This window comes from Acinetobacter sp. 1125_18A (assembly GCF_052824985.1).
Window position 1 is genome coordinate 107,621 of sequence record NZ_VTDG01000004.1, and the last position, 13,668, is coordinate 121,288.

11 protein-coding genes are annotated in these 13,668 nt (G+C 43.1%); all 11 read left to right on the forward strand.

What is annotated here, in order from left to right; all coding sequences use genetic code 11:
• Positions 1–40: 40 nt before the first annotated feature.
• The 11 genes from FY049_RS08680 to FY049_RS08730 all read left to right on the forward strand — a co-directional run bounded on the left by FY049_RS08680 (position 41) and on the right by FY049_RS08730 (position 13,475).
• Entirely contained in the window at positions 41–1,525 is a 1,485-nt protein-coding gene (locus FY049_RS08680) for an aldehyde dehydrogenase family protein (RefSeq protein WP_446083532.1), read from the forward strand.
• Between the two features lie 3 nt (positions 1,526–1,528).
• Positions 1,529–3,046 carry a xylulokinase gene (gene xylB / locus FY049_RS08685; RefSeq protein WP_446083533.1) on the forward strand — a complete coding sequence of 506 codons (1,518 nt, stop codon included), beginning with the start codon at positions 1,529–1,531 and terminating at the stop codon, positions 3,044–3,046.
• A gap of 16 nt (positions 3,047–3,062) precedes the next feature.
• On the forward strand, positions 3,063–3,710 hold the full coding sequence (locus FY049_RS08690; RefSeq protein ID WP_446083534.1) for an HAD family hydrolase: 648 nt from the start codon (positions 3,063–3,065) through the stop codon (positions 3,708–3,710).
• A gap of 39 nt (positions 3,711–3,749) precedes the next feature.
• Entirely contained in the window at positions 3,750–4,589 is an 840-nt protein-coding gene (locus FY049_RS08695) for a MurR/RpiR family transcriptional regulator (protein ID WP_004721513.1), read from the forward strand.
• 47 nt (positions 4,590–4,636) lie between these two features.
• Positions 4,637–5,350 (forward strand): ribose 5-phosphate isomerase A, encoded by a 714-nt coding sequence (gene rpiA, locus FY049_RS08700; protein WP_446083535.1) that lies wholly within the window; start codon positions 4,637–4,639, stop codon positions 5,348–5,350.
• Positions 5,351–5,592: 242 nt separating this feature from the next.
• Positions 5,593–6,702 carry a sugar ABC transporter substrate-binding protein gene (locus FY049_RS08705; RefSeq protein WP_446083536.1) on the forward strand — a complete coding sequence of 370 codons (1,110 nt, stop codon included), beginning with the start codon at positions 5,593–5,595 and terminating at the stop codon, positions 6,700–6,702.
• A 61-nt stretch (positions 6,703–6,763) separates the two neighbouring features.
• Entirely contained in the window at positions 6,764–8,278 is a 1,515-nt protein-coding gene (locus tag FY049_RS08710; protein WP_419337676.1) for a sugar ABC transporter ATP-binding protein, read from the forward strand.
• Positions 8,279–8,322: 44 nt separating this feature from the next.
• Positions 8,323–9,321: an ABC transporter permease gene (locus FY049_RS08715; protein ID WP_419302681.1), complete on the forward strand. Its 999-nt coding sequence runs from the start codon at positions 8,323–8,325 to the stop codon at positions 9,319–9,321.
• A 30-nt stretch (positions 9,322–9,351) separates the two neighbouring features.
• Positions 9,352–10,866: an aldehyde dehydrogenase (NADP(+)) gene (locus FY049_RS08720; RefSeq protein WP_446083537.1), complete on the forward strand. Its 1,515-nt coding sequence runs from the start codon at positions 9,352–9,354 to the stop codon at positions 10,864–10,866.
• Positions 10,867–11,054: 188 nt separating this feature from the next.
• Positions 11,055–12,236: a carbohydrate porin gene (locus FY049_RS08725; protein WP_446083538.1), complete on the forward strand. Its 1,182-nt coding sequence runs from the start codon at positions 11,055–11,057 to the stop codon at positions 12,234–12,236.
• Positions 12,237–12,326: 90 nt separating this feature from the next.
• Positions 12,327–13,475 (forward strand): NAD(P)-dependent alcohol dehydrogenase, encoded by a 1,149-nt coding sequence (locus FY049_RS08730; RefSeq protein ID WP_446083539.1) that lies wholly within the window; start codon positions 12,327–12,329, stop codon positions 13,473–13,475.
• The last annotated feature ends 193 nt before the right edge of the window (positions 13,476–13,668 follow it).

Below are 13,668 nucleotides of genomic sequence, written 5' to 3' on the forward strand. Positions count from 1 at the left end.
ATGAATAACAAGATTACTCGCATAGGAAGGCGTGAAGTAAATGATGAAAAATAATGCTTTAGCTGAATCAATCGCTGTACTCGACAGTACTTTATATATCGACGGAAAATTTTCTAAAGGTAAAGGACCTCGCTTACCTGTGCTAAACCCTGCAACGGGTGAGGTGATTGGTCATATTGCTGCAGCAACAACGGATGAGATTGATGCGGCTGTTTCTGCTGCACGTCATGCATTTGCTTCATGGTCTAAGCTTGTGCCAAAAACGCGTGCGATCGCTTTGCATCGTTTAGGTGACCTTATTGCTGCGGATGCCTTAAATATGGCAATGATCATGACAGCGGAACAAGGCAAACCTGTTAATGAAGCAAAAGGTGAAATTCTAAAACTCGCTGAAGCATGTCATTTTTATGCTGAAGAAGCCACGCGAGTACATGGTGAAATTATTCCCAATGATCAACAAGGATTCCAAAGTTTAGTGGTACGTGAACCGATTGGTGTGGTTGCTGCAATTACACCATGGAACTATCCCGCTGAGTTGGTGGGGTGGAAATTATGTGCCAGCCTTGCTGCTGGATGTAGCATTGTTATTAAACCTGCTGAATTGACGCCATTTACTGCTTTGGCAATTGCACAAAAATGTCATGCAGCGGGTATTCCTGCAGGAGTAGTCAATGTATTGACGGGTAAAGGCTCACAAGTGGGGCAGGCACTGGTCGAGCATCCGCAAGTGGATAAAATTGCATTTACGGGCTCAAGTGCAGTGGGTTTGCATATTCAACAAAGCTGCCCACAAGTGAAACGACTGTCTTTAGAGTTGGGTGGCAATTGCCCGATGATTGTCACTGCGAGTGCCGATCTTGATGCAGCGGTCAAAGGTGCAGCACGTCGTAGCTTCCGTAATTGTGGGCAAATCTGTATTGCGATTAATCGCATCTATGTACATCGCGCAATATATGAGGAGTTTGTTACTCAACTTGCAGCGGCGGCTGATGCATTGAGTGTCGATAATGGCTTGGAAAATCCAGCCGCTGATCTTGGGGCAATGGCATCTGCTGAGCCTCTAGATAAAACGCGTACCCATCTCCAAGATGCTTTGGTTAAAGGCGCACGGTTGGTGGCTGGTGGTAAAGCACCAGAGGGGATTCAATATGCCAAAGGATATTTTTTTCGTCCAACTGTGATCGCGGATTGTAAGCATAGTATGCAAGTCATGAGCGAAGAAACGTTCGGCCCTTTGGTTGGGGTTGCACCTTTTGATGATTTGGATGAGGCAATCAACTATGCCAATGATACGCCTTATGGTTTAGCAGCTTATTGTTATGCTCAAAATTTGACAGAAATTCATCGGGTTTCAGTAGGTCTTGATTATGGCAATGTTGCGATCAATAACGTTGATGCTGGAATAATGAATGCTGCTTATGGTGGTCGTAAGCAGAGTGGTGTTGGCTACGAACATGGTCGTGAAGGATTGCTTGAATATTTTAATTTCAAACATATTCGTTTACACCACGGCGTGGAGAATTGATTTATGCAAGTACTTCTAGGGATAGATATAGGAACTTCAGGATGTAAGGCTTTATTGATCGATATTGAAGGAAAAGTTGTTTCAGCCGATATCGCAACTTATCCATTGTCTAGACCTCGACCAGGTTGGACAGAGCAAGATCCTGAATTGTGGGTGGAGGGTGCACGTCAGGCTGTCGCAGGGGCATTGGCCAAAGCGCCTCCAGTGCAAATATTGTGTATTGGCTTGTCTGGGCAGATGCATGGCTTGGTTCCACTTGATGCTTTACAGCAAGTTTTACGCCCAGCCATTTTATGGAATGATCAACGTAATCAAGCTGAATGTGATGATATTGTCGTGGCTGCTGGTGGGTTGGATGGATTACTTGCGGCAACCAATAACAGAATGTTGGTGGGCTATACAGGTGGCAAAATTCTTTGGATGCAACGCCACGAGCCTGAACTATTTGCGCGTATGCGTAGCATGTTGAACCCGAAAGATTATTTGCGTTTACGTCTGACTGGGGTGATTGCCACTGAGGTTTCTGATGCTTCTGGCACAGGCTTGTTTGATGTGCGTTCGCGACAATGGGCGATGGGCTTGATTGAAAAGATAGGAATTAATCCTGAAATACTCCCACCGGTATTTGAATCACAAGTGATTTCAGGATACGTCTCAGCAGCAGGTGCAGCACTCTTCGGTCTTCCAGAGGGATTGCCTGTTGCGGGTGGGGGTGGGGATTCGGTAATTCAGACTTTTGGTTCAGGTGTGATTGAGCCGGGTGAACTGCAAACCACACTTGGTACAGGTGGGATTCTCGCTGCTGCCTTAGATACAGCACAAGAAAACCCAAAAGGTCGTTTGCAGGTTTTCTGTAATGTGGCTGCTGATAAATGGCATTGTATGGGTGTCTCTCTCAATGCTGGCAGTGCAATGAATTGGTTCCGTGAGAATTTTTGTCATATTGCTGACGGGCAACATCTTTCATTTGAGCAAATTGTCGCCAAAGCAACAGCGAGTACGGCGGGTGCAAAGGGCTTATTGTTTTTACCTTATCTGTATGGCGAGCGTTGCCCTCATGCCGACCCTAAAGCGCGTGGCGCGCTTATCGGTCTTACTGCACGACATGATTGTGGTGATGTTGCTCGGTCTGTGATGGAAGGGGTGGTGCATGCCTTGGCGGATATGTATTCCTTAATGCAGCCATTAGGGATTGAAAAGCATGTGATTAAAGCTTCTGGGGGTGGTGCAAAGTCTACCCTTTGGCGACAAATTCAGGCTGATGTATTTGGTTGTGAGGTGGTGACGACCGATGGTGCTGCTGAAGGTGCCGCCTTTGGTGCTGCATTGGTTGCTGGCTTGGCAATGGGGGTTTGGCCCGATGCACAGAGTGCGATCAAAAACTTTCGGGCAATTTCTAGAGAACAGCCAAATTTGGCAGTCGCTGAGGTGTATGCACAAGCGCATGAAATGTATCGCAGTCTCTATCCCGTATTGGGGCAAACGCTTACCGCATTAAGTTCTCCAATTTTTGACCAATAATTCTCAGGAGTTTTTTATGACTGCTTATTCTGCATTTATCTTTGATTTAGATGGTACGCTAATTGATAGTGTGCCTGATATTGCGGAGGCTTTAAATATTGGCTTTGCTCAAAATGGTTGGCCCAAGCTTGAGGCGCATTTTGTTGAAAAATTTCTTGGCAATGGTCCACGTCGGCTGATTATCGATATTTTAGATGAATTGGATGTTGCCTATGACGAAGTAACATTACAGCAAGCTTTACAATGTTATCAACAGGCGTATCTGGCCAATCCTGCGGGGCATACCCGAATTTTTCCACACGTACGTGAAGATCTTGAGGCGTTAAAATCGGCTGGGATAAAATTGGGTATTTGTACCAACAAAACCCATGCAATCACTGCTAAAGTGTTGCAGCAATTGGGCTTATCTGAGTTATTTGATGTGGCCTTAGGTGCGGATGCGGTACCTGCCTGTAAACCAGATCCAAAACATTTGTTGGCTGTGGCGGACGCGATGAATTTGGTTTCTGGTGGTTGGGCTTATGTTGGCGATACACCCATTGATCAACAAGCCGCAGTGGGTGCTGATGTGCCTTTTTTTGTTGTACCTTGGGGCGGTGGCCCAGAGGTGAAAATTTCTGCCAAGCAACGCTTAAGTCGTTTGGCGGATTTATTACAAGTTTGATTTGATGTGCTGTCAGGTGGCGGCTAGGAGTGTAGTGGTATGACCGTCAGTTTGTTACAGCGGATTCTTCAAGAAAGTGAAAACATGCATCGTGCTGAACGACGTGTGGCTGATTTTGTGGTGACATCACCATCTGAAGTGATTCAGATGAGTATGGCGAGTCTGTCTGAAGTCTGTTCTGTCAGTGATCCAACCATTATGCGCTTTTGCCGCCGTTTTGGTTTTGAGGGTTATCAGGATTTAAAACTTCAGTTGGCGCAGAGCTTAGTGCCATCTGCACCATTTGCTTATGAGCAAATTATTCCCAATGACAGTATTGAAAATATTGTGCGGAAAACCTGTCGTAATTCACTGAATGCAATTCAGCGCTTGGCTGAAGATTTAGTGCCAGAGCAAATCACGGCGGGAGCAGGTTGCCTTCAAGCGGCAAATTGGGTTGGCATTTATGCCACAGGAATGTCTGAAATCAATGCTGTGGATGCAGAACATAAATTTCAACGACTGGGTATCCGCTGTCAGGCCTTGCTTGGTACAAAGCACCAACGTATTCATGCCGATAGTGCCAGACCTGAAGAAGTTATTTTGATTTATTCGCAGTCTGGACATACGCGAAAAATGGTCGAGATTGCCAGCATTGCCCGTAAACGTGGTGCGAAAGTGGTTTCGATTACGGCACATGATAGCCCATTGGCACAGATTTCAGATGTGCTGATTGCTGTGCAGCCTTATGAGCATACCGAGCTTATGACGCCGTTGGCTTCACGCCTGAACCATCATCTGGTGACCAATATGTTAGTCACTGCCATTGCAATCGCAAGTGGTAGTCAATTTCCTGATCAATTGCCGGCGCTTGATTTATGGCACACGGACAAGATTTGATCAATTAAAAAGTAGCAGTGAAGCTGCGTAAGTAACAGGAGTACTGAATGAGTAATCAACAGGATGAAGCAAAAAAAGTAGCAGGACGCCGAGTAATTCAGGATTTTATCCATGATGGTATGAAATTGGGCTTAGGTTCTGGAACGACGTCGCATTTTTTTGTTCGAGAGTTGGGTGCACACATACGAGAACATGGATTAACTCTGACGTGTACCACCACTTCTCGTTCAACCATTGAGGTGGCACAACAGGTGGGGATTGAAATCACGGATCCCAATGAGATCGGTAAAATTGATCTGACCATTGATGGTCCAGATGAAGTTGATCAGCAGTTTAATATGATCAAAGGTGGCGGTGCTTGTTTGCTTTGGGAGAAGATAATCGCACATGCTTCTAAACAAATGATCTGTATTTGTGATGAAACAAAGATTGTCGATTGTTTGGGCGGTTTTCCGCTTCCAGTCGAAGTGGTGCAATTTGCATGGAAGCAAACCTTAGCAATGGTTGAACGCGTACTTGCAGAACATGGTATTGACAATATACGGATTGAACGTCGAATGCGTGATGGGCAACCCGTTATAACAGACAGTGGTCATTTTATTCTAGACTGCCATTGTGGGCCAATAATCAAAGATCCATCACCATTAGAGATTGAGCTCAATCGAATTCCGGGTGTGGTCGAAAATGGGCTGTTTACCCGTGAAGCGGTGGGGATGGTGGTGGCGTGTTTTGATGGGACCTCTTACGTCAAAATGCGATAATATAGTAAAACTATATTTTGTTGTTATAAAACTAAAATCGATTTACCAAAATAAAATGGTTGATATTTCTCTTAAATATCCTTGTTTATTATATATTTAAGCTTTTATTGTTTAATTTTAAGTATCTATTTATTGTATCTAAAGATTATTTTTTAAATATTCTGTATGGGATGTTATTGACAGTTTAATTAAAAATGTAGTATTACTAGATTTAATAAATAAGGAATAAAGGAGATATTCCAATGACAAAATCAAATCAGGGCGGAATAACCCGCCGTAATCTATTTAAAAGCGCAGTTGCAGCAGGTATAGGGCTGAGTTTGGGGGGAGGGCTTATAGGATGTAGTCGTTCTACATCAACCGCAACTCGTCTTTCAATTCCATATTCCAATAAAAGTCTTGATTACTACTTTTTTGTGATTCAGGAAGAAGCTGTTAAACGTGCGGTGCAAGCCAACTCAGGCGAGTTTCAAGCCATCAATGCAAACTTTGACAGTACCCGTCAGCTTGAGCAGTGGCAGAGCTTACTCTTATCAAAACCATCTGCAATTATTTCAGATTCAATAGACAGTCAGGCGATTGTTTCTGCCATCCAGCGCTATAACCATCAAAAAATTCCTGTCGGTATCATCGATACGCCTGCGGATGGTGGTGATGTCGCAATTACTGTAAGTTTTGATAATTTTCAAGGCGGTGTCATTGCTGCAGAGGAAATTGTAAGTCGTTTGGTCAAAAAGTACGGAAAGCCAAAAGGTAAAGTCTTAAATTGTTTTGGTGCTTTGGCTTCTGTGGCATGGCGTTTACGTAAAGAAGGCATGGATTCAGTTTTTGCGAAATACCCAGAAATTACCTATTTGTCTCGACCGACTGAAGGGCAACTGGAAAAAATGCTGGCGGTAACTTTATCTACCTTATCTGAGCATCCTGATCTAGATGCAGTACATGCACCTTCAGATTCTCCTGCTCGCGGTATTGCGACTGCATTGCAACAAAGAAATCGTTGGAAGAAGGTCGGTGAGGAAGGCCATGTTATTTTCGTGACGATTGATGGTGAACCAATTGCTTTGAAATGGATTCAGGAAGGCTATATGGATGCATGTGTTTCTCAAGACCCAATCGCTTATGGTGAGATTGCGGTTGAAATGCTAACCAAGCATTCATTGAAGAATACAGAAGTGCCTTTGGGTGAATACCAAAACACCAAGTACTTTTGGGAAAAGGGCGTCATCGTAAAAGGTAAAACAGGACCAACACTGATTATTCCTGCTTTTGTCATCAATAAGGACAATGCTGGTGATGCAAGACATTGGGGGGCAGTAGCTGAGAAGGATTGGGGCATTCCCTATGCTTAATTCGCATTGAGTAAAGCAGACTTGTTCCAGTGATGACAAATAAGCAATGTTGAGAGAAAAAATGGGATTACATGAACGGAATATTGATAAGGCAATTAATGAGAAGATCCTAAGCATTGAGAACGTGACTAAAAGTTATGGTGTGGTTCAAGCACTACGCGGTGTCACGGTTGAAATTCGTAAAGGTTCTATTCATGGCTTGCTGGGTGAAAACGGTGCAGGTAAATCCACATTGGTTGGCATTATTTCGGGACAAGTCACCCCTACATCTGGGCGAATTATTTTAAACGGTCGTGTACTTGAGCATGTTGACGTCAAAGCAATGGAAGCCGCTGGGGTTTTCTTGGTGACACAAGAGCCAATGATCATTGACAACATGACCGCAGAAGAAAACCTGATGTTGGGTATCTGGCCGAATAAAAAAGGGTTTATCGATTGGAAAACTTTGCGTGGCAATGCAAGTCGCATGCTTGAAGGAACCAATATCGATGCCAAAGCATTAGCAGGACATTTAAATGCGGTGGCACGTCGTAAGTTAAATATTCTACGGGCGATGTTCTCTGGTGGTCGAGTGATTATTTTGGATGAGCCAACAGCGGCATTAACCGTTGCTGATCGCCGTCAGTTATTTGATTTTATGCATAAATTAAAAGCCACGGGGGTAACGTTTATCTTTATCTCACACTACAACGACGAAATTCTTGAAATTTGTGATGCGGTGACTGTATTACGTGATGGCAGTTTGGCAGGTGGTTCTGACAATGTGAGTAACATGAGTGCTGAACAACTGACTGAGTTGGTGATCGGGAGAGATCTTGCGCTTTTTCAACGGGAGCGATGTGATTACACCGGTCAAATCCCTGCTGTTTGTTTAAAAAATATATATGGCAAAGATTTGGCCTTGCAACAACTGAACATTGGTCCAGGCGAAGTGATTGGATTTACAGGTTTGCCTGGCGCAGGCGCCAAAGAAATTGCTCGGGCAATCTTTGGATTGCATCCTGCAAAAGGCTCAATCTCAATGCATGGCGAAGATGCGCAACCTTTAGCAACGTCTCCACATGAAGCCTTTGATATGGGAATAGCTTATCTTTCTGATGATCGTCGTCATGATGGGGCAGTTGGACAGATGTCAATTGGATCGAATATTGCGCTTTCTTCTTTATCACAACGCTCAAAATTGGGATTTATCGATCAACAGGCAGAACATTCGGTGATTCAGCATTATTTTAACGCAATGGGGGTGAAAGCCCCCAATGCTGAATATGCAGTGGATACATTGAGTGGTGGTAATCAACAAAAAGTGTGCTTAGGACGAGTGTTGGCAGCAAAGCCACGATTGTTGATGGTGGATGAACCGACACGTGGAATTGATATTGGGGTGAAACAAGATGTATTGCGCATCATTGATGAACTTAGTCGTGCTGGTGTTGCGGTCATTATTGTTTCAACCGATATGGACGAATTGGCTCGTGTGGTCGACCGGGTGTGTATTTTTGATCAAGGGACTGTAAAAGAAACATTGACGGGGCAGGAGATTACCGTCGACCGTCTACGCGCATCCGTTCAGGCGTGATGTCACAATAATAAGGATAGATGCAATGAGTAAGGAGAGATGCAATGGGTAATGAAATAGTAGCAGACAATAAGATCACCAACATTACAGCAAAGAAAAATACCCGCGAAATTTTAGGTTGGGTGCTCCACAACGTGGTCTGGATTTGGTTGATCGCTTTGGTCATCATTTTTGGTGCATTTAATGAATACTTTCTCACCGTTTTTAATTTGCAAAATATCATGGTGCAGGCAACCGTTTTAGGGCTTTTGGGTTTGGCTGTCGCATTGCCATTGTTGATTGCTGAAATCGATCTTTCAATTCCAGCAAATGCAGGTTTTTCCGCTGCTGTAGGTGCACTTGCTTATTCTGATTGGGGATTACCTTGGTTTGCCGCGATTTTACTGGGCTTATTGGTCGGTACTTTTATTGGGTTCTTTAATGGTTGGTGTATCACCCAATTAAAAATGGTTGCGTTGATCCAAACCCTAGCAATGATGATCATCCTTCAAGGTGCACTTTTGGCCTTAACACAAGGCAAAACGCTGAATAATTTTGCAGAAGCTTATACTTGGATTGGACAGGCAACCCTCGGGACTTGGCCATTAATGCCAGTGGTATTTTTGATCATGTTGCTGATTATTGGCGTGATGTTGAAACATACCGTTTTGGGTCGTTCAATCTATGCTGTAGGTGGAAATCCTGCTGCTTCACTCTCTGCGGGAATCCGAGTGAAACGTATCAAGATTATGACCTATACCATTTCTGGGTTTCTTGCTGCTCTTGCGGGATTCTTACTGGCTTCATGGCAAATGGCAATTACATCAAATCAAGGCTCAAGCTATCTACTCTATGCGATTGCGGCACCCATTATTGGTGGTGTCAGTGTATTTGGTGGGCGTGGTAATGTGAAAGGCGTATTGGGTGGTGTATTGCTACTCACGATCATTCAGGTCGGACTTGCAATTATCAATGTGCCTTCTTTTTATGTCGGAATGATTGGAGGAATTATGATTTTTATTGCAGTACTGATTGATGCTTTCCGCGTCCGTTATTTTGGTTAATTTACTCAACTTGATCGAGGAAAAAGCACAATGTCTTTTCAACCACATGGTCAGCACTTAATCGCAGGGAAGTGGATTGCGACTGATCAGACTTTTACCAATAACCCTATTGATGGTTCAGTATCTCGTTTTTCTGTCGGCCATCGTGAACTTGTCAATCAAGCGTGCCAAGCGGCAGAAGATGCTTTTTGTACTTATGGTTACTCAACGCTTGAGGAGCGCGCGACTTTTCTCAATGTCATTGCTGATGAAATCGAAGTCCGAGCAGATGCGATTACCCAGATTGGAACCCAAGAAACAGGGTTGCCCAAGGTTCGACTGGAAGGAGAACGTGGACGTACTGTGGGGCAGCTGCGACTTTTTGCTACGCATATCTTGAAAGGTGAGTTTTTAGATCGCCGTCATGATGTTGCGCTTGCAGATCGAAAGCCACTGCCACGTCCAGATATTCGTTTGATGCAACGCCCAATCGGACCAGTTGCAGTGTTTGGTGCATCAAATTTTCCGCTGGCATTTTCAACAGCAGGCGGGGATACAGCATCGGCATTGGCCGCAGGGTGTCCAGTTGTGGTTAAAGGACATGAGGCACATCCAGGTACAGCGGAGATTGTTGCTGAAGCGATTCATGCTGCGATTGAAAAATGTGGACTGCACGCTGGTGTATTTAGTTTAGTCCACGGTGGAGCATTAGATGTTGGTCAAAGCTTAGTACAACATCCGTTGATTAAAGCGGCTGGATTTACAGGTTCATTGCGTGGTGGACGTGCTTTATATGATCTTTGTGTTGCACGTCCAGAACCGATTCCGTTCTTTGGTGAACTGGGTTCTGTCAATCCAATGTTTATTTTGCCCAATGCGATTACCAATCGTGGTGCTGAAATTGCCAAAGGCTGGGCTGAATCATTGACATTAGGTGCAGGTCAATTCTGCACCAATCCTGGGGTCGCCGTGTTGATCGAAGGTTTAGCAGCAGATGCGTATATTCAAACTGTTGTAAAAACACTTGAATCTGTTCCAGCACAAGTCATGTTAACCGATGCGATTGCCGAGGCTTATCGTGAAGGGCAAAAACGTTTGGCAAATACAGCAGATGTAAGTCAAGTCTTTAGTTCAAGCAGTGATTTGCGTAATGCGAGTCCTTATATGTTTGTTACAACAGGCAAAGCATGGCTGGAAAATAAGACCTTAGAACAAGAAGTATTTGGACCGCTGGGTTTAGTGGTTATTGTTAAAAATATTGATGAATTGATGCACGTGGCGAAGTCCCTTGAGGGGCAGATTACCTGTACGCTTCATCTTGATCAAGCAGATCATCATGTTGCAAGTCAATTACTGCCTGTACTGGAACGTAAAGCAGGTCGTATTCTTGCAAATAGTTTCCCGACTGGGGTTGAGGTATGTGATGCCATGGTTCATGGCGGACCCTATCCAGCTTCAACAAACTTTGGTGCAAGCTCTGTAGGCACGCTGGCGATTCGTCGCTTTATGCGTCCTGTGTGTTATCAAAATATTGCGGAAGACTTACTTCCTGTGGATTTACGTTAAGTAAAAATCAAGCGCAATGTGCTTGAAAATAAAGGCAATGAGATGAATTAAAGGAGATGGTTTTATCTCATCATTAAACTCTAACCCGAATTGAAATAAATATAATTTTAATGAGTGCGCTCTTTACTCCATCCAACTGAATGAATCAGAGGGATAAGGCAAACTCATGCTTAAAAAAGGAATTTAATATGAAAACAAACGTATGGATTGTTGGAACAGCGGTTTTTTTATTGTCGCAAATTGCATCTGCGATTGAGTTTGGTGGCTATTTCCGTACGGGAATCGGTGCAACTGAAAATGGCAAAACACAAGAGTGTTTTCAACTCACGGGAGCGCCGACCAAGTATCGTCTTGGAAATGAATGTGAACAATACGGGGAGTTTTTTGCCAAACAAAACCTGATCAAGTTAAAAGATAATTCCGAAATTAACATCAACGGAATGCTTCAGTTTTATAACCGATATGGGCAAACATTAAGTTTTAATGACGACAATGGTTTTACCCGAATGAACCAAATTTATTTGGATTGGAGAAATATTTCCTATCTGAATGGGGCAAATCTCTGGGCAGGCAGGAGATTTTATCAACGTAATGACATTCACATGTCCGATTTCTTTTATTGGAATCAGAGTGCTACTGGCTTCGGTATTGATGATTATAAAATCAATGACTTGTCCTTAAGTTATGTGTTTTCCCGAAAAGACAATGTATTTCAGGAAAAATATATCAATCGACATGATGTGACAGTGAAAGGGATTCCAATCGGTTCTAAAAATACAATCAATACAGGTTTGTCATTGATTGATGCAGATGAGATGGGCTGGGCACTGACCGTGCAAAATGTCACGGCTGAGGTATTGAATGGTAAAAATACTGTGGCGCTACAATATGGTCAAGGCGCTGGGATCGGGCTGAGTTATACCGGTAACCCTGAATTGGATCGCGATACTTCTTCACTGCGCTTTCTTGAAATCTTGGATTGGAGCTCAGACAGTAAGAAATTCAATGGACAAGCTCAATTTATTTACCAAAAAGACCAACTGAAGAATCAACAAGATCGTGATTGGATTTCAGTGGGCTCTCGGGTGGCGTATGTGGTTCAAGATCATTTTAAAATTTCCACTGAAATTGGCTATGACCAAATCAAGGCCAATGACCAAACCCGTAATCTGACCAAATTGACACTGGCACCAACCTGGTCGATAAAAGGCACAGGCTATTATGATCGTCCAGAACTTCGCCTTTATTATACTTATGCATTTTGGAACGATAATGAACAAAAAATGCGTGACTTGGTGATGCCGAATAACAATTTTCACAATGTGAATCGTGGTTCAAACTTTGGTGCTCAATTGGAATATTGGTGGTAAGGCTTTAATTGATTATTCAAAAATGAGTGGTCTTTTAAGATCGCTCATTTTTAACAATGTGACTCAATTGAAAATATGACTCAATTAAAAATGACATCAACCATTGCAATACAACCACAGTGGAATACGTCAGCAGCAGAAGAAGGTCAAAACAAAAAAAAGCAACAACTGAAAACAACACCCAAGGAAGCAATCACAATGAAAGCATTGGTACTGGAAGAAAAAGATAAACTGCAAATTCGTGATATTGAGATCAATGAATATCTAAGCGCAACAGATGTACGTATTAAAATTGCCAAAGTGGGTATTTGTGGCAGTGATGTGCATTATTATCAGCATGGTCGAATTGGTGATTTTATTGTCAATACACCAATGATTTTGGGGCATGAAGCGAGCGGAGTCATCGTTGAAGTGGGTTCGGCAGTTCAACATTTAAGGATAGGCGATCGTGTATGTATGGAGCCTGGGGTTTTTGAGCCAAATTCTCCAGAAGCGATGCAGGGTTTGTATCATCTAGATCCGAATATTCAGTTTTGGGCAACACCGCCTGTACATGGTGTATTGCGTGAGTCTGTGGTTCATCCTGCAAACTTAACCTTTAAGGTACCAGATCATGTCAGTCTGGAAGAAGCAGTGTTGGTTGAACCTTTGGCTTCAGGTGTACATGTGGCTCGCAAAGTGGGTATTTCACCTGGAGATACTGCCGTGGTTACTGGTGCAGGGACGATTGGTGCTTTAATGGCATTGGCATTACTCGCATCAGGTTGTAGTCGAGTTATCATTACGGATATAAAACAACAGAAGCTGGATTTTTTAGTCCAGCATTATGGTGAGCGTTTAATTGCATGTAATGTCGCACAGGAAGATTTAAAGTGCTTTGTGCAACGGCACTTTGTCGGTGGTGTCGACCTATTTGTTGACTGTAGTGGTCATGCAAGCGCAATTGCAGCAGCACCCGATTGTCTAAAACCTGCGGGCAAACTGGTTTTTGTTGGAATGCCACAACACGCTGTGCCTATGGATATTGTTGCCATGCAGGTCAAAGAGATTGAGACGATTTCAATTTTTCGTTACGCAAATGATTATGAGCGTTCTATTGCAATGATTGCTTCTGGTCAAATTAATGTGAAGCCTCTAATTTCAAAAAAAATTCATTTTAATCAAAGTATTGAGGCATTTAAGTTAGCGGCATCGGCACCTCCAGATGTGATTAAAATTATTATCGATTTTGATCTTTAATTTATTAATTATTAGTCACTTAGATATGTGAGGTGGGATATTTATATTTAAAAATGAAGTGTTTAAAAATGAAGCATATTAAAAATATGTACTCCCACCCAACAGCGACATTCATGTTGCCCTATGGTAGGACAACCTATGATTCAAAGTACAAAAAATGAATTGATAACCAATAGTTTCTAAAAGTTTATAC

Bases quoted from the DNA above. Each gene is read 5' to 3' on its own strand.
- xylB (WP_446083533.1), top strand. From the start codon at position 1,529: ATGCAAGTACTTCTAGGGATAGATATAGGAACTTCAGGATGTAAGGCT.
- FY049_RS08730 (WP_446083539.1), top strand. From the start codon at position 12,327: ATGACATCAACCATTGCAATACAACCACAGTGGAATACGTCAGCAGCA.
- rpiA (WP_446083535.1), top strand. From the start codon at position 4,637: ATGAGTAATCAACAGGATGAAGCAAAAAAAGTAGCAGGACGCCGAGTA.
- FY049_RS08680 (WP_446083532.1), top strand. From the start codon at position 41: ATGATGAAAAATAATGCTTTAGCTGAATCAATCGCTGTACTCGACAGT.
- FY049_RS08710 (WP_419337676.1), top strand. From the start codon at position 6,764: ATGGGATTACATGAACGGAATATTGATAAGGCAATTAATGAGAAGATC.
- FY049_RS08715 (WP_419302681.1), top strand. From the start codon at position 8,323: ATGGGTAATGAAATAGTAGCAGACAATAAGATCACCAACATTACAGCA.
- FY049_RS08725 (WP_446083538.1), top strand. From the start codon at position 11,055: ATGAAAACAAACGTATGGATTGTTGGAACAGCGGTTTTTTTATTGTCG.
- FY049_RS08690 (WP_446083534.1), top strand. From the start codon at position 3,063: ATGACTGCTTATTCTGCATTTATCTTTGATTTAGATGGTACGCTAATT.
- FY049_RS08720 (WP_446083537.1), top strand. From the start codon at position 9,352: ATGTCTTTTCAACCACATGGTCAGCACTTAATCGCAGGGAAGTGGATT.
- FY049_RS08705 (WP_446083536.1), top strand. From the start codon at position 5,593: ATGACAAAATCAAATCAGGGCGGAATAACCCGCCGTAATCTATTTAAA.
- FY049_RS08695 (WP_004721513.1), top strand. From the start codon at position 3,750: ATGACCGTCAGTTTGTTACAGCGGATTCTTCAAGAAAGTGAAAACATG.